The following is a 16336-nucleotide window of genomic DNA, read 5'->3' as shown; positions in this document are numbered from 1 at the left end:
TCTCGCCTGAAACGGGAAGGCGCTGCCCCTTCCTTTCGACCATTCCGGGGACGCATCATGGCCCAGACAAAGCGATTCATTCTTTCCATTGACGGCGGCGGTGTGCGCGGCCTCATTCCCGTGCGCATTCTGGAGACGCTGGAAAGCCGGCTCAGCCAGCGCGGCGTTGCCGCTCCGTTTCACCAGATCTTCGACCTGATGGCCGGAACCTCGACCGGTGGTCTGATTGCAGCCGGCCTCAGCGCTCCGCGCCCCGGCGGCACAGCCGGCGAAGCAGCAACCACCATCGCCGAGCTGCGCAGCTTCTACGAACGGGAAAGCCGGGACATCTTCCAGTCCTCGATCTCGGGCCGCCTGGCGCGTGCCGTCAGCAATCCGCTCGGCCTCTTCGACGAGAGCTACGACGCCCGCCCGCTGGAAAAACTCCTGAAGGAACGGTTCGGCTGGACGTCGATGGCCAGCGGCCTGACAAGACTGGTGCTGACCGCCTACGACATTGAAAAGCGCAAGGCCGTCTTCATGACCAACGGCCTTGAGGAAAATGGCGGCCGCCCGGACGACTACTATTTCTGGCAGGCCGTGCGCGCGACCACCGCTGCTCCCTCTTATTTCGAACCGGCACGGGTGGAAAATCTCACCCGCCGCGGGGAAGAGGCGCTGATTGATGGCGGCGTCTTCATGAACGATCCGACCATGGCAGCCTATCTGGAAGCCCGCAAACTCGGCTGGGAAGCGGACGAGATCGTCATCCTGTCGCTCGGCACCGGCCGGGCGCCGGAGCGGTCGTTTGCCTATCAGGATGCCATCGGCTGGGGCGCTCTCGGATGGATGCAGCCTTCCAAGGGCGTGCCGATCCTGTCGATCTTCGCAGACGGGCAGACGCAGACGGCCGCCTATCAGGCCGAGCGCCTCTTTGCAGAGCTTTCAGGCGTCAGCTATTTCCGTCTGGAAGCGGAGCTGCCACCAGAGGCCGAAGACTTCGACAATGCCCGTCCGGGCAACATCATTGCTCTCAATGGTGCCGCCGACCGGGTGATCCGGGACAACACCGTCTTCCTCGACGAGTTCGCTGACATGTTGACATCCCATGTAAACGCTGCGGAAACGGATGCGGCCGAAGCCGATTTGGTGCATGCTGCCTGAAGAGACGCACGGCCTCGGGTTCGCCGGACGCAACATGGATGAACTCTGAAGCCGGCAAACCGACTGGCGCATGAGGGGTCATCGTGAGCAAGGCAATCGTCCCGGCTGAACAACCGACACGCTTCAGATGGCAATCGCCGCTGGCCGGACTGGCCGGCGCGGCGGTTGCCCTCGGACTGGCAACGGCAGCTCCTGCCGCCGTTCCCGTCCCTGCGCCCAAACCCGGCGGTGCCGCGGTCGCCGATTATACGCCGAGCGTCCGGATCGTTGCCGGAACGCCGATCCCGATCAAGAAGCGCTCGGTTCCCGACGGCTATGTCGCCAGCAAACCCAAACTCGTCCTCTATTCCGATTTTCCGGCCAAGGACTATTTCGGCACGACGGATGGCCCTGCCCCCCTGAAAGCCCGCGCGATTGGCTCCTATGCCAAGGGATGTCTGGCGGGCGGCGCCTCGCTGGAGCCGGATGGCCCCACCTGGCAGGCCATGCGGCTCTCGCGAAACCGCAACTGGGGGCATCCGGAGCTGATCGATTACCTGAAGGATCTTGCCGCCGATGCGCCCAAGGTGGGCTGGAACGGTCTCCTGGTCGGGGATCTGGCACAGCCGCGCGGCGGGCCGATGCTCTCCGGTCATGCCAGCCACCAGATCGGACTGGACGCCGACATCTGGCTGACGGAAATGCCCAACAGGCGCCTGAGCCGGGAAGAACGGGAAAACATCTCGGCCATCTCGATGCTGATCGGCCCGCTCGACGTCAAGGGAGCCGACCGGCGCGTCGATCCGAAGAAATGGACAGATACCCATGCCAGGCTGATCCGGCGGGCAGCCTCCGACAGGCGTGTTGCGCGGATCTTCGTCAACCCGACCATCAAGAAGGCGCTGTGCGACTTTGAGAAGAGCAAGGACCGCGCCTGGCTGCGCAAGGTCCGGCCGTGGTGGGGACACCACTATCACTTCCATGTCCGGCTTTCCTGCCCGGCGGGCAGTGCCGGCTGCAAGAACCAGAACCCGCCGCCTCCCGGCGACGGCTGCGGCTCGCACCTGACCTATTGGCTGTCGGATGAACCGTGGGTACCGAAAAACCCGCCCAAGCCGGGCGAAAAGCCGAAGGTGGTCAAGAAACGGCCGATGGCGCTCGCCGCCCTGCCGAATGCCTGCCGCACGGTGCTGACAGCGCAGTAAGGCGGGACAGTTCCCCTATTTGTCTTTCCGGACGGAGATCCGGGATCCAGGACTGCCGGGCGATCGATTTTTTGAGAAGGCGCACATTATGAGGTGTCCTGGGTCCCCGCTTTCGCGGGGATGACACCAGGACGTTCCGCCCACGGGCCTTACCCCATCGGCGCGTCGATCTCTTTCAGAACTTTCGTCAAGAACACAAGATCCAGCCAGCTTCCGAATTTGGTGCCGGTTTGCGGCAGGCGGCCGCCGACTTCGAAACCAAGCGACTCGTGCAGGGCGATGGACGCGCCATTGTTGCCGTCAACCCCACCCACCAGCACATGAATGCCATTCGCCTCGGCAAGCTCCATCAGGCGCTTCAGCAGCGTACGGCCGATCCCCTGCCGATGCCGGTCCGGATCGACATAGACGGTGTGCTCGGCGGTGAACCGGTAGCCTTCCTTTGCCCGGAAGGCCCCGTAACTGGCAAAGCCGGCAACGTCATCGGCCGCATCCACCGCGACGATCACGGGCAGTCCCTGGCTCTTGCGCCCCTCGAACCAGGTCAGCCGGTCGTCCAGCGTCTCTTCCTGGCCGGTCCAGGCTGCCGTGGTCTCGCGGACCGCGTGATTGTAGAGCGCCAGGATGGCGGGAACGTCTTTTGCTTCGGCATTGCGGATCAGCATGGATTGTCTTTCGTGCGGCATTCGATACGCAGTTTTTACAGGTTAAATCTCAGTTTGAGGTTGATATGCCATGACTCAAATCATCTTCATCATGTGTCATTTGCCTGAGGAAGCGCGGGCTTGCCCGCTCCAGCAGGAATTGACCGGCCACTTTGCCTTCAAAAAACCACCGGATTTCAGCCCTCTGGCGCGTCATTCCTCTGGTCGAAACCGAAATGCGATGGTAAAGGGGCGGCCATGACGACGCAGAAGCTTTCCAACATCCGCAACTTTTCCATCGTGGCGCATATCGATCACGGCAAGTCGACGCTGGCCGACCGCCTGATCCAGATGACCGGCACGCTGACCGACCGTGAGATGACCGAGCAGGTGCTCGACTCGATGGACATCGAGCGCGAGCGCGGCATCACGATCAAGGCCCAGACCGTGCGCCTGATCTACAATGCCAAGGACGGCGAACAGTATACGCTGAACCTGATCGACACGCCGGGCCATGTCGACTTTGCCTATGAGGTGTCCCGTTCGCTGGCAGCCTGCGAAGGCTCGCTGCTGGTGGTCGATGCCTCGCAGGGGGTGGAAGCGCAAACGCTTGCCAATGTCTATCAGGCGATTGAAAACGACCACGAGATCGTCACGGTCCTCAACAAGATCGACCTGCCGGCCGCCGAACCGGACCGGATCAAGGAACAGATCGAGGATGTGATCGGCATCGACGCGTCCGAGGCCTGCATGATCTCGGCGAAGACCGGCATGGGCGTCGATGACGTGCTGGAGGCGATCGTCAAGCACCTGCCGGCACCGGAAGGCGATCCGGACGACACGCTGAAGGCCATGCTGGTCGACAGCTGGTACGACACTTATCTCGGCGTGATGGTGCTGGTGCGCGTGATCAACGGCTCGCTCAAGAAGGGTCAGAAGATCAAGATGATGGGCACGGGCGCGTCCTACGACATCGACCGTGTCGGCGTCATGACCCCGAAATTCATCCAGGTGGACGAGCTGCGCACCGGCGAGATCGGCGTTATCACCGGCTCGATCAAGGAAGTGGCCGATACGCGTGTCGGCGACACGATCACGCTCGACAAGAAACCCTGCGCCGAACCGCTGCCGGGCTTCAAACCGGCCCAGCCTGTTGTCTTCTGCGGCCTCTTCCCGGTTGATGCCAACGACTTTGAAGACCTGCGCTCGGCCATGGGCAAACTGCGCCTGAACGATGCCAGCTTCTCCTACGAGATGGAAACCTCCGCAGCGCTCGGCTTCGGTTTCCGCTGCGGCTTCCTCGGCCTTCTGCATCTGGAAATCATCCAGGAGCGCCTGTCGCGCGAGTTCGATCTCGACCTGATCGCCACCGCACCGTCCGTTGTCTATCAGATGACCCTGACCGACGGATCGGAAGTCGACCTGCACAACCCGGCCGACATGCCGGATGTGGTCAAGATCTCCGAGATCCGCGAACCGTGGATCCGGGCGACGATCATGACGCCGGACGACTATCTCGGCGGCATCCTGAAGCTCTGCCAGGAACGGCGCGGCATCCAGGTGGATCTCAGCTATGTCGGCACGCGCGCCATGGTCTCCTACGACCTGCCGCTCAACGAAGTCGTCTTTGACTTCTACGACCGGCTGAAGTCGATCTCCAAGGGCTACGCCTCCTTCGACTACCAGATCTCCGACTACCGGGCCGGCGACCTCGTCAAGATGTCCATCCTGGTGAACGAAGAGCCGGTGGATGCGCTTTCGGTTCTGGTGCACCGCAGCCAGGCGGAACGCCGTGGCCGCGCCATGTGCGAGAAGCTGAAGGACCTGATCCCGCGGCACATGTTCAAGATCCCGATCCAGGCGGCCATCGGCGGCCGGGTGATCGCCCGCGAGACCATCGCCGCCCTGCGCAAGGACGTGACCGCCAAGTGTTACGGCGGCGACGCCACGCGCAAGCGCAAGCTTCTGGAAAAGCAGAAGGCGGGTAAAAAGAAGATGCGCCAGTTCGGCAAGGTCGAAATCCCCCAGGATGCCTTCATCCAGGCCCTGAAGATGGATGAGTGAGCTTCGCTCACACGGAGTGTGATTGATCGATCCAGTGGATCGATCAAAGAAGCGAACGCCTGTGAGGGTAAGGCCCGAAGGGCCGTCGAACAGGCATCAGCCGGTCAGGCTTCGCCTGACGTGAAGGCCCGGTGGGCCTTCACGAGTTTCGAACGCACGCGAGGGTAAGGTGCGCAGCACCGTCGAGCGGGCCAGCCCGAAAGGCACGCACCTGGCCCTCCTTTTCGGTGTCATCCCGGGCAAGCGATGCGCGACCCGGGACCCACTCGTTTCCAGAGCACCTTCTATTTGCAGCACCCTTGCCGGGAAATCCGACCGCCTGTGCAGGCGGTCCAGCGAGTAGGCCCCGGCTCTTCGCTACGCTCGGCCGGGGTGACACGGAAATTGAGTCACACAACCTGGCGAAACGCCTGCACAATTGCGGCTATCACCGGCGCTTCTTCCCGGCTGAACAGCGTCATTTTCGTTTTCGGCAGATCCGGCAATCTATAAGCCTCGCCAACATCCCGGCAGTCTTCCGGCATGTTGCGCCTGTCGAGACAGGCAATGCCGAGACCGGCGGCGGTGGCCGCCTGGACCGCACTGACGCCGGTGCCCGTGAAGATATCCTCAAAGGCGATGGCGGCCTCCTTCAACGTGGCCGTTGCCAGCTTCCTCAGCGCACAGCTGCCGCTGAGCGCGACCAGAGGCAGTGGTTGTTCGGCCTGCCAGCTGAAATCCCGCGCCGCGGTCCAGACCAGCTCTTCCTCGAACACGATCCGCCCATGCGCCTCGACATCCTCGGAGCGGATCAGCGCGGCACCCAAGAGCCCCGCCTTGTAGTCCCGGAAAAGATCGTCGGAGAGGCCGACCGTGACATGCCAACGACATTGCGGCAGGTCGCGGCTGAGGGCCGCGATGATCTTCGGCAGCCTCTGCCCGGCGGCATGGTCGCTGATGCCGAGCCGAACCTGTCTCGGGGCTTCGCTGCCGCTGATCCGCGCCGTGATGCGGTCGTGCATCGCGATCAGGTCGCGGGCATCGCCCAGGAACCTTGCGCCGAACGGGGTCAGCTGCACCGAGCGCGGCGACCGGGCCAGCAAGGCATCGCCAAGCCGGTCTTCCAGCTTCCTGATCTTCACGCTGACGGCCGACTGACTGGCGCCAAGCTGCTGTCCGGCGCGGGTGAAACTGCCGGTTTCAGCAACACGCGCAAAGGCGCGCAGAAGGTCCATGTCGAGATCGGTCATGCATTCATTCTAAAATCGAATTTTTGAAATATCAAAGATTTGTTTCTATAATTTATGAACTCCATTTAGCGTCTCCATATCGCATTCAGACAAGGAGACCGACATGCCATTCACCCAGATATCCATTCGCAAGGGTTCAAAAACCGAAGCCCAGAAGACAACGCTGTTCAACGAGATCTACCAGGCCATGCGCGAGACCTTCGACGTGCCGGAAGACGACAGGTTCATGACCTTGAGCGAACACCGGGCCGAGGATTTTGTCTTTGGCCGGCATTATATGGACATCGCCCGTTCCGATGACCTGATCCTGATCCAGCTGACCGTCAGCGACACGCGGACCACGGAGCAAAAAAAGACCCTGTTCCGGCGCATTGCGCAGGGACTGGTCAAGGAACTGGGCATCCGGCCGGAGGACATCTTCATCAACCTGGTGGAGACAAAAATGGAAAACTGGTCTTTCGGCCACGGCATCGCACAACACGCAAAGAGGGCACCGGTTCTGGCCTGAATCTGGTTTTCACTGCCTCCGACACCGACGCCAAGGCAACGGGTCGCGATACGGATTGCAGCCAGCGCTGAAGCAAAGGGCCAGAACGACGCCTGGCAATCGGCGTCAATCAGTCAAAAAACAGAAACGGCGCCGGGCCGAAGCCCAGGCGCCGTTTTCTGGTCCTGGTTCTGTCCAATCGGCCAGCCATTCGGGGGCCGATCAGAATTTTTAAAGGACCGGCGGTTTTGCCGATCGCAGATCCCACATTGCGACCTTAGCGCCGGTTGAGCGGCAGGTCGGCCAGTTCGCGCTGGCTCATGCGGGTGATGGCCGGATGGGAGAGCGGGTCGGTCCGGTCGTAAGCGGAAGCCGGGGTTGCTCTGAACTGGCGGCGCATAAACAATTTCATCATGAGTTTTAATCTCTTTATTGTTGTTGTTTTCATCGCCAAATTCCTTTTCTTGAATTTAGCTATGCTGACTATATACGCGTTCCCTTCGTCTAAAAAAATCGACTTCTTCTGCATTTCGATTTAGAATTCCTAAAATGAAATACCTGAACCGCATTCACCTTTCGGGCCTTCGGGCCGTTGAAGCCGTCGGCCGGCTCGGCTCAGTCAAGGCCGCTGCGGCGGAGCTCGGCGTGACAGTGGGCGCCGTCAGCCAGCAGGTGCAGAAGACCGAGGCCCAGCTCGGGGTGCAGCTGTTTGAACGTCAGAACCGGGCGCTGCTGCCCACCGCTCACGTGCTTGCCATGCTGCCGCATCTGACCAGCGCCATGTCGTCGCTGTCGACGGCCGTGGCCACGACGGAGCGAGGGCGCGAGGACGCGCTGACCATTTCGGTCGCCCCTGTCTTTGCCGGCAAGTGGCTGGTCTGGCACCTGAAGGAGTTCAACAAGGCACATCCGGGCATCCGGGTGCGGGTCGAGGCAACGGTCGATCTGGTCGATCCGGACACCAGCGACGTCGATCTGTGTATCCGTGTCGGCCACGGTCCCTATCCGGGGCTCAACGCGGAGAAGCTCCTGAACCAGAGGGTTTTCCCAGTGTGCAGTCCCCGGCTGGCACAGGACATCAGGGAGCCGAAGGACATCGGCAAACTGCCGATCATCCATGACCCCGGCCAGATGTTCACCTGGAAGACCTGGCTCGATCTCTTCGGTCTCGATGAAAGCATCCTCCAGGACGGCCCGACCTTTTCCGACGGGTCGCTCTGCCTTGACGCGGCGATTGCCGGGCAAGGTGTCTTTCTCGCCTGGGAAACGCTCGCCGTTTATGCGGTCAAGTCCGGCCAGGTGATTGCCCCCTTCCCGGAACGGCCGGCCACCGGGCTCGGCTACTGGCTGATCAGCGGCAAGACGGCACCACGCACCCGTGCCAAACAGGCCTTCGGCGACTGGCTGAAAGAGGAACTGCAGACATCGATCGGACGGCCCAAGGGAGCGGATGCGGTGGTGGCTTGAGCTGCGGAACGCTCTGCCGAGCCAACCTGCGCCTCACGCCGCTGCCTCATCCTGAGGAGGACCGCCAGGTCCGTCTCGAAGGATCCGCCGCAGGGTTGGGAACAAGCGGCCAAGCTGAAGTGTAGAGGGAGTTCGATGGCGGTCAGACGCCTTTATCCGGGAGGCCAGAGGCCCTTGTCCGATATGACGGTCACAAGAGTTGCCATTTAGAAGCAAACCCCTTTTCCGCTTGCCATCCCTCCGGCTTTCAGTAGAGTGGCGCCCATGAGCAAGCGCAGCACAGATCTCCGTCGCAAGGGCGACATGGCAGGCCTCTCCGGCCTGACAACCACTGCTGCACGCTTCATCGAGCTGCAGGGCCCCGCCTGCGGTCGATTTATGCGCTAACGCGCTTTTTTTCCGGCGCTTTTTTCTTCACTTGGGTGTCACGCAATAATGCGCTCGGAGCCGTGGCCTTCTGCGCCATTATTCGCTAAAAGACCCCGACTTTCTGTTTCGACTTCAAGCGCGCGCCGCGCGCGAACCGGTACCTGAGCACGCATGTCCAATCTCGATACACTTGAATCCGATCTCCTGACCGCCATTTCCGGCGCGGAAACGGAAACCGCCCTGGAAGAGGTCCGGGTCCAGGCCCTGGGCAAGAAGGGCAAGATTTCCGAGCAGATGAAAACGCTCGGCAAGATGACCCCGGAAGAGCGCCAGGTCATGGGTCCGGCGCTGAACGGCCTGAAAGCCAAGATCAACGACGCCATTACCGCCCGCAAGGACGTTCTGGCCGAGGCGGCCCTGGAAGCCCGCCTTGCCAGCGAGACCGTCGATGTCACGCTGCCGCTGCGCCCCTCGCCTGCCGAAACCGGCCGCATTCACCCGGTCAGCCAGGTGATCGACGAACTGACTGCCATCTTCGCCGACATGGGCTTTTCCATTGCCGAAGGGCCGGATATTGAAACCGACGAACTGAACTTCACCGCGCTGAACTTCCCCGAAGGCCATCCGGCGCGGGAAATGCACGACACGTTCTTCTTCAACGAGAAGGAAGACGGCGATCGCCTGCTGCTGCGCACGCATACGTCCCCGGTTCAGATCCGCACCATGCGCAATCAGGAACCGCCGATCCGCGTGATCATTCCGGGCCGGACCTATCGCTGCGACAGCGACCAGACCCACACGCCGATGTTCCACCAGGTGGAAGGCCTTGTCATCGATAAGGAAAGCCATTTCGGCCACCTGAAATGGGTCCTTCTGGAATTCTGCAAGTCCTTCTTCGAGGTCGACGACATCAAGATGCGGTTCCGGCCGAGCTATTTCCCGTTCACCGAACCGTCCATGGAAGTCGACATCCAGTGTGATCGTTCCGGTGGCGAAGTGAAGATCGGCCAGGGCGAAGACTGGCTTGAAATTCTCGGCTGCGGCATGGTGCACCCGAATGTCATCCGCAATTGCGGCCTCGACCCGGATGTCTACCAGGGTTTTGCCTGGGGCATGGGCATCGATCGCATTGCCATGCTGAAATACGGCATGCCGGATCTGCGCGCCTTCTTCGATGCGGATGTGCGCTGGATCCAGCATTACGGCTTCCGCCCGCTCGACCTGCCGACCCTGTTCGGCGGTTTGTCCAGTTAACGTCCAGAGGGGGCGAGATCATGTCACTGTTGACCCGCTTGTTTGTTGTTGTCGTTCTGAGCCTTGCCACGGTCCTTCCGGCGGCAGCCCAGACGGCCGACCAGGATGTCCGTGTGCCGACGCCGACCTCCTTCCTGGAGGCCTGCGCCGAAAAAAGTGAAGCGCGCGGACGCCTGCGCTTTTGCGGCGAATACTTCCAGGACAAGCTTGGCGCCGAAGCCGATGCGCTGCTTTACCTGCGCGACCGCCTGACCCGGCTGCGCGCATCGCATGAAGCCAGCTCTTCGGAAAAGTACCAGAGCTTCCTGCAGGCGATCTATATCGTGGCCTTTCTGACCATCGCATCGATCGTCCTGATCGCCAGCGACCGCCGCATCGGCGGAACCGCCAAATGGGCGGGGCTGACCTCGACGGCAGCGCTTCTGGTGATGGTGGTCATCGTCGCCATGGGCTGGCTCGGCAAGTACCGGGCGGAATATGCGGCCCAGGTCGAGATCGGCATCCTGCGCGACCGGATCGAAACGGAAGCGGCCCAGGCGATTGCCACCGGACAGCAGATCACTCCGGAGATGGTGAGCCGCTGGACTGCCGACTTCTCCGATATCGGACGCCGGTTTGCGGAGAATTACGGCGCAGCAACCATCCTTCCGGAGGTGGACCGGCTCGGCAACTGAGACGTCCCCAGCCTTTTGCGCGGGCAACCGCTGCACGACACTTGAAGAGATTGAAAAATGAAATTCACCCTTTCCTGGCTCAAGGACTATCTTGAGACCGACGCCAGCCTGGACGAGATCGTCGAGCGCCTCACCATGATCGGCCTCGAGGTCGAGGAGGTCACCAACAAGGCCGACCGTCTGAAGCCGTTCCACATTGCCAAGGTGCTTGAAGCGGAACAGCACCCGAATGCGGACCGGTTGCGGGTTCTGAAAGTCGACACCGGCTCCGGCGAACCGATCCAGATCGTTTGCGGAGCCCCCAATGCACGCGCCGGCCTGGTCGGCGTCCTTGGCAAACCGGGCGACTACATTCCCGGCCTCGACGTGACGCTGTCCGTCGGCAAGATCCGCGACGTGGAAAGCTTCGGCATGATGTGTTCGGAGCGCGAGCTGGAGCTTTCGGACGAGCATGACGGCATCATCGACCTACCGGCTGACGCCCCCGTCGGTGCCAGCTATGCCGAATGGGCCGGCCTTGACGAGCCGGTCATCGAGATCGGCCTGACACCGAACCGCCCGGACTGTACCGGCGTTTACGGCATTGCCCGGGATCTGGCCGCCGCCGGCCTCGGCAAACTCAAGGAACGCAGTCACGAGCAGATCCGCGGCGACTACCCCTGCCCGGTTTCCGTCACGCTCGATTTCGGCGACACCAAACCGATGTGCAAGGCCTTCGGCCTGCGCATGGTCAAGGGGGTGAAGAACGGCCCGTCACCGAAATGGCTTCAGGACCGCCTGACGGCGATCGGCCTCAGGCCCATCAACATCCTGGTGGACATCACCAACTACATGACGTTCGACCAGGGCCGTCCGCTGCACGTCTTCGACGCCGACAAGGTCCACGGCAACCTGGTGGTTCGCCGCGGCAGGGACGGCGAAAAGATCGACGGTCTCAACGGCAAGTCCTACGACATCGACGACACGGTCTGCGTGATTTCCGATGACAACGGTGTGGAAAGCCTCGGTGGCATTCTGGGCGGCGAACCGTCCGGCTGTACCGAGGACACCGTCAACGTGCTGATTGAATCAGCGCTTTGGGACGAAGACGGAATTGCCGCGACCGGCCGCAAGCTGGGCGTCAACACGGATGCCCGGTACCGGTTCGAGCGCGGCGTCGATCCGAATTACATGATGCCGGGCCTGGAAGCGGCCACGCGCATGGTGCTGGACCTGTGCGGCGGTGAGCCGTCAGAGGTCGTTCAGGCCGGCGACGTGCCGGACACGAGCAACATCATCGCGTTTCCCTATTCCGAGATCCAGCGCCTTTCCGGTGTCGAGGTTCTGCCGGCGGAAGCCAATGTGACCTTGAAATCGCTCGGGTTCTGGGTGTCCGGGTCCGGTGAAACCGTCAAGGTGGCCGCGCCGAGCTGGCGCCCGGACATCGAAGGCAAGGCGGATCTGGTGGAAGAGGTGGTGCGCATCATCGGTCTCGACCGGGTGCCCTTCACACCGCTTCCCCCCACCGGCACCGTTGGCCAGAAAGTGCTGACGACCGGCCAGATCCGGCGCAGCAAGGCGCGCCGGGCCCTGGCCGCACGCGGCTTCAACGAGGCCGTCACCTGGTCGTTCATTGCAAGCGATCAGGCAGAACTGTTCGGCGGCGGCAACGCGGCGCTTGCGCTGGCCAACCCGATCTCCAGCGAAATGTCCGACATGCGCCCTAGCCTGTTGCCGGGCCTGCTGGCGGCCGCCCAGCGCAACGCGGACCGCGGTTATGGCGATGTCGCCCTGTTCGAGGTCGGCCAGGTGTTTGCCGATGATACGCCGGAAGGCCAGAAGATGGTTGCTGCCGGTGTCCGTCGCGGAACCGCCAAGATGACTGGCGCCGGACGCCACTGGTCTGGTACCGCCGGCAACGTGGATGTGTTCGACGCCAAGGCAGATGCCGAAGCCGCGCTTGCCGCCATCGGGGCACCGGTGGAAAAACTGCAGATCTACAAGGACGCTCCGGCGACCTTCCATCCGGGCCGTTCAGGCTGCCTGAAACTTGGTCCGAAAAACACCCTGTCCGTGTTCGGTGAAGTGCATCCCAGGACCTTGCAGAAGCTGGACATCGAAGGACCGCTGGTGGCGTTCGAGATCTATCTTGATGCCCTGCCGCAGCCGAAAGGCAAGGGGGGCCGCTCCAAAGGTGCGCTCAATGCCAGCGACCTGATGCCGGTGCGCCGCGACTTCGCCTTCCTGGTGAACAAGGATGTGAGCGCAGAGGCGCTGCTCAAGGCCGCCCGTGGTGCGGACAAGAACCTGATCCAGGACGTGACCCTGTTCGATATCTATGTCGGTCAGGGCGTTCCGGACGGCCAGATGTCCGTCGCGATTGATGTCCTGCTCCAGCCGCGCCAGAAGACCCTGACGGACGAAGAGATCGACGCTGTTGCGAAAAAGATCATCGCCAATGTCGAAAAAGCGACCGGCGGCACGTTGCGGGGCTAAAGCGCTCCAAAACTGACATTGGAGCCGCGCTGCCCCGGCTGCGCGGCTTTTTTGCGCCTTGGTGGTGTTTGCCGGTATCGACTGATCAGTCGTTCCGCTGACCGACTTCCGCGCATATCAGCACGGAACACTTTTTGCTGTCCTTGGTCGGCACAAAGGTCGTCCTGACCGATTGTCCTGCAAAACAATGATTGCGGCCCGTGACGTAACGATCGAATTTGAACTGGCCGGATTTCAGATTGATGCCGCCATACCTTTCGATCAGGTCATGGGTCTGGGCGCAGGTCAGCTTGGTCGTGTCGGGCTGTCGCCGCGTCTGTGAATTTGCCGGAAGAGCCAATAGAAAAACACTGCACAGAAGCAGGCTCGCCTTAATTGCGGACGCCGCAATTACCAGTTGCTTATTTGTATTCTTCCCGTGCATCACAAGGCCTTCCCTGACTTTTCAGGCGTATTATTTATTAAATGGGCGTGATTTCCAGAAACAGGAATTCCTTATTTCATATTTGTGAAGCGAATTTGAAATGCAACATGTGTTTGCATTCGCCCCCCATCAGAAATAACAAGAAAATCCTGAGAGGCGGTAAAAACAACTAGGGAATCCTGGAAACGGATGCGCGTTTAGCGGATCCGGATGTTCTGGTGACACCTGAAACCGACCGCGCATTTCGGATCGTCCCTGGTCGGGGCAAACAGCGCCCGCACCTGATTGGTGATCGGGCGGCAATAGCGCGCATCGGCGACGAATTTCTCGAACGTGGTGGCGCCCGTCGTCATCACGATGCTGCCGCGTTGCTTTACCAGGGCTTGTGCCTGTGTGCAGGTCAGCTGGCGCGTGTCCGGACGCCCCGATTGAGCCGACACCACTGAGACCGTGAGCAACAAGACAGCGAGCGCGACAGGTACCGTCTTCGCACCAGGCACGAAACCAGAAGACCATGCCCCCAATGTCATGACGGCTCTCCGTTCATTTTCGTCATGTAATCCAGTGCCAGTTGGCACCTTAGTTGATGCGCCAGGGTTGCGGATTGACGCAGCGCTGCACGTAACACCGGTTGTTGTCCTTGGTCGGCACATAGTCACGGCGCAGGATCTCGCCATGCTGACAGGCGTTGCGGTTCGACACATAACGGTCGAACGTGTACTGCCCGGTGCTCAGAACAACCGCTCCTCGCTGGCTGATCATGGACTGGACCTGGTTGCAGGTCATTGCGGTCGAATTCGGCCGGCGCGACTGGGCATCCGCAACCGGAAGGCTTGCCAGCGTCACGCTCCCGCCAGCGACGACAAAAAGGGCGAATTTGAAAAACAATCTGGTCATGGGGCCGTCCTTCAAAAGGTCTGAATACGATGATGGCGTTGCCCGGCGTGGTGTCAAGACACCGAGAGGTGACCAGACCAGCTGTCATTATCAACGACCTGCCCTGGCCCGTGCTCGACATTCGGAGCCCTCGCAGGCAACCGCTTCCTCAGCTTGCAGAATCGGATAGGTTGGATGTCCTCTGGAAAGGACCCGACGATGGTCAGTGAAACGCTTCCCCTTGCAGACATGACCGAGACCGATGACAGACGGAGGCTTGGCGATCCTTATGCCTCCAGCGAAACGGAACGCATGGCCCGCCTGGACAAGATCCTGAGGACAGCGCCGCATGTCATGACCATCCTTGAAACAGTGCGCGCGCTGGACCTGCCGGATGCGTGGCTGGTGTCCGGCGGGATCTATCAAACCGCCTGGAATGTTCTGACAGGTCGGACGCTGATGCACGGCATCAAGGATTTCGACATTGTCTATTTCGACGGCAAGGACCCGTCCTACGAGGCCGAGGACCGGATCATTCACCGCGTCAACGCTGCCCTGCCCGAGCTGGCCAAACTGCTCGAAGTCCGAAACCAGGCGCGTGTCCATCTCTGGTATGAAAAACGCTTCGGCCGCCGCTATCGGCCTCTGCACTGCGCCATGGATTCGCTGACCACCTATGCCGCGCGGACCCATGCCGTCGCTGCACGGCTGACCGCTTCTGGCGAGATCGTGCTTCACGCGCCCTTTGGCCTTGCCAATCTTTTTGCCATGCGCCTGGTGCCCAATTATGTACAACCGAACGAACGAACATATGTGGAAAAGGCAGAACGCATGAAGGCGCTCTGGCCGGAACTGTCGGTTGCACCCTGGGGAGCGGATATCTGAATCTGCCATTCATTGGCGACCCGGCATGTGCTTGGCAACAAGGCCAGTTCGCGAGCGGTTCGCTGTCTAACGGCGACAACTACTCTGCCTTGACTGCGAACTGCAAATATCAGCCAGCCCCCTCAAGTATTCTCAAATCCAAATACAAACACACTTAAACACAACTCTTGGGTGAGTAAATATTACAATAACATAAAATTTACTGGCCCTGCTTTTTCGATCTTCGCTGCGTTAAATTGCAAATAATATTCCTTATTTACTTTTTAAAACACCGACGCTTAAATTCGCTTATGTCGCCGGTTTGTGGCTCGCAGAGCACAGTTGGACGGAAACGGAACATGGCACACTCCAGATCCCGCAATGGGTTTGCGAAGGACTGGCTGCTTCGGCTGGCAGCAGTCGTTGCTGTCTGTCCGGTCATGTTCAATGCCCCGACCTTTGACGTGCCGGCCGTTCACGCAGAAACCGCTTTCCCGCAACTCAATCTTCTGACCGAGGAATGGAAACCCTACCATTATCTCGAAGACGGTGAGGTGAAGGGGCAGACAGCCGACCTGCTGGTCGAGATACTGGGCAAGGTCGGATCCACACAGGGGCGCGAAGATATCGTTGTCCTGCCCTGGGCCCGCGCCTACCGACAGGCCCAGGTTGAACCGAACACGGTCCTGTTCTCAACCAGCCGCACGCCCGAACGGGAGAACCTGTTCAAATGGGCTGGCCCGATCCTCAAATTCGAATCCCATTTCATCGGCAAGAAGGCGAGGAACTTCAATATCGAGACATCCGAAGACCTGCATGACTACAAGGTCGGTGTCATCATCGACAGCGCCAGTGCCCTGATGGCAAAGCGGCACGGAATTCCGGAAGAGAACACGACCGTCAACAGCGAAGGCATCATCAATGTCAGGATGCTGGACGCCGGCCGTATCGATTTCATTCCGATCCAGTGGGAGAACTTTGCACGATTGGCCACCAATGCGGGCGTCGATCCCTCGGAATACGAACCGGTGTTTCTTGCGTCCACCGTGCAGCTGAATTTTGCCTTCAACCTGGAAACACCCGACTGGGTGGTGGACCGGTTTCAGACCGCTTTTGAGGACATACTTGCGTCAAGGGACCAGGAAGACGGTTCCGGAGACACCGTTCGCGAAGTCAACTAGA

Annotated in this window: 17 protein-coding genes; 12 read left to right on the top strand and 5 right to left on the bottom strand. The window is 60.8% G+C overall.

Annotated elements, in window-relative coordinates; translation table 11 throughout:
- Positions 1–57 precede the first annotated feature (57 nt).
- Positions 58–1143, top strand: coding sequence for a patatin-like phospholipase family protein (locus tag CHH27_RS23945; RefSeq protein WP_094073831.1), 1086 nt, complete (start codon positions 58–60; stop codon positions 1141–1143).
- A gap of 140 nt (positions 1144–1283) precedes the next feature.
- Positions 1284–2327, top strand: coding sequence for a penicillin-insensitive murein endopeptidase (gene mepA, locus CHH27_RS23940; RefSeq protein WP_198338498.1), 1044 nt, complete (start codon positions 1284–1286; stop codon positions 2325–2327).
- A gap of 149 nt (positions 2328–2476) precedes the next feature.
- Here mepA and CHH27_RS23935 read toward each other — a convergent pair whose 3' ends face one another.
- Positions 2477–2992 carry a GNAT family N-acetyltransferase gene (locus tag CHH27_RS23935; protein ID WP_094074969.1) on the bottom strand — a complete coding sequence of 172 codons (516 nt, stop codon included), beginning with the start codon at positions 2990–2992 and terminating at the stop codon, positions 2477–2479.
- Between the two features lie 237 nt (positions 2993–3229).
- On the opposite strand from CHH27_RS23935, the gene lepA reads away from it, so the two are divergent.
- Entirely contained in the window at positions 3230–5035 is a 1806-nt protein-coding gene (gene lepA, locus CHH27_RS23930; protein WP_094073830.1) for a translation elongation factor 4, read from the top strand.
- A gap of 389 nt (positions 5036–5424) precedes the next feature.
- Here lepA and CHH27_RS23925 read toward each other — a convergent pair whose 3' ends face one another.
- Complete coding sequence (locus CHH27_RS23925) at positions 5425–6264, bottom strand: LysR family transcriptional regulator (protein ID WP_094073829.1); 840 nt, start codon at positions 6262–6264, stop codon at positions 5425–5427.
- 103 nt (positions 6265–6367) lie between these two features.
- Between CHH27_RS23925 and CHH27_RS23920 the strand changes: the two genes are divergently transcribed.
- Entirely contained in the window at positions 6368–6772 is a 405-nt protein-coding gene (locus tag CHH27_RS23920; RefSeq protein ID WP_094073828.1) for a tautomerase family protein, read from the top strand.
- Between the two features lie 256 nt (positions 6773–7028).
- Here the strand turns inward: CHH27_RS23920 and CHH27_RS28000 are convergent, their stop codons facing one another.
- On the bottom strand, positions 7029–7166 hold the full coding sequence (locus CHH27_RS28000) for a hypothetical protein (RefSeq protein WP_198338285.1): 138 nt from the start codon (positions 7164–7166) through the stop codon (positions 7029–7031).
- Between the two features lie 134 nt (positions 7167–7300).
- On the opposite strand from CHH27_RS28000, the gene CHH27_RS23910 reads away from it, so the two are divergent.
- The 6 genes from CHH27_RS23910 (at position 7301) to CHH27_RS28550 (ending at position 13312) form a co-directional block, all read left to right on the top strand.
- The gene (locus CHH27_RS23910) at positions 7301–8218 is read left to right on the top strand and encodes a LysR substrate-binding domain-containing protein (protein ID WP_094073826.1); all 918 of its coding nucleotides are present in this window, start codon (positions 7301–7303) and stop codon (positions 8216–8218) included.
- Positions 8219–8482: 264 nt separating this feature from the next.
- The gene (locus CHH27_RS28555; RefSeq protein WP_256386401.1) at positions 8483–8605 is read left to right on the top strand and encodes a hypothetical protein; all 123 of its coding nucleotides are present in this window, start codon (positions 8483–8485) and stop codon (positions 8603–8605) included.
- Between the two features lie 153 nt (positions 8606–8758).
- The gene (pheS, locus tag CHH27_RS23905; RefSeq protein ID WP_094073825.1) at positions 8759–9841 is read left to right on the top strand and encodes a phenylalanine--tRNA ligase subunit alpha; all 1083 of its coding nucleotides are present in this window, start codon (positions 8759–8761) and stop codon (positions 9839–9841) included.
- A gap of 20 nt (positions 9842–9861) precedes the next feature.
- A complete protein-coding gene (locus CHH27_RS23900) occupies positions 9862–10515 on the top strand; it encodes a phenylalanyl-tRNA synthetase subunit alpha (protein WP_094073824.1) in 654 nt (217 codons plus the stop codon).
- Between the two features lie 57 nt (positions 10516–10572).
- Positions 10573–12990, top strand: a complete 2418-nt coding sequence (gene pheT, locus CHH27_RS23895; RefSeq protein WP_094073823.1) for a phenylalanine--tRNA ligase subunit beta — start codon at positions 10573–10575, stop codon at positions 12988–12990.
- Positions 12991–13177: 187 nt separating this feature from the next.
- Entirely contained in the window at positions 13178–13312 is a 135-nt protein-coding gene (locus CHH27_RS28550) for a hypothetical protein (protein WP_256386400.1), read from the top strand.
- Positions 13313–13611: 299 nt separating this feature from the next.
- Here CHH27_RS28550 and CHH27_RS23885 read toward each other — a convergent pair whose 3' ends face one another.
- Both CHH27_RS23885 and CHH27_RS23880 read right to left on the bottom strand, forming a co-directional pair.
- On the bottom strand, positions 13612–13944 hold the full coding sequence (locus CHH27_RS23885) for a hypothetical protein (RefSeq protein ID WP_208988352.1): 333 nt from the start codon (positions 13942–13944) through the stop codon (positions 13612–13614).
- Positions 13945–13993: 49 nt separating this feature from the next.
- Positions 13994–14311 carry a hypothetical protein gene (locus CHH27_RS23880; protein WP_094073820.1) on the bottom strand — a complete coding sequence of 106 codons (318 nt, stop codon included), beginning with the start codon at positions 14309–14311 and terminating at the stop codon, positions 13994–13996.
- A gap of 174 nt (positions 14312–14485) precedes the next feature.
- Between CHH27_RS23880 and CHH27_RS23875 the strand changes: the two genes are divergently transcribed.
- Both CHH27_RS23875 and CHH27_RS23870 read left to right on the top strand, forming a co-directional pair.
- Positions 14486–15175: a nucleotidyltransferase family protein gene (locus CHH27_RS23875; RefSeq protein ID WP_208988351.1), complete on the top strand. Its 690-nt coding sequence runs from the start codon at positions 14486–14488 to the stop codon at positions 15173–15175.
- 338 nt (positions 15176–15513) lie between these two features.
- Positions 15514–16335, top strand: coding sequence for an ABC transporter substrate-binding protein (locus tag CHH27_RS23870; RefSeq protein WP_157739087.1), 822 nt, complete (start codon positions 15514–15516; stop codon positions 16333–16335).
- The last annotated feature ends 1 nt before the right edge of the window (position 16336 follow it).

It is taken from the genome of Labrenzia sp. VG12, from assembly GCF_002237595.1.
Lineage (GTDB): Bacteria > Pseudomonadota > Alphaproteobacteria > Rhizobiales > Stappiaceae > Roseibium.
The sequence above is the reverse complement of the archived record's forward strand: the minus strand, read 5'-3'. Positions and strand labels throughout refer to the sequence as shown.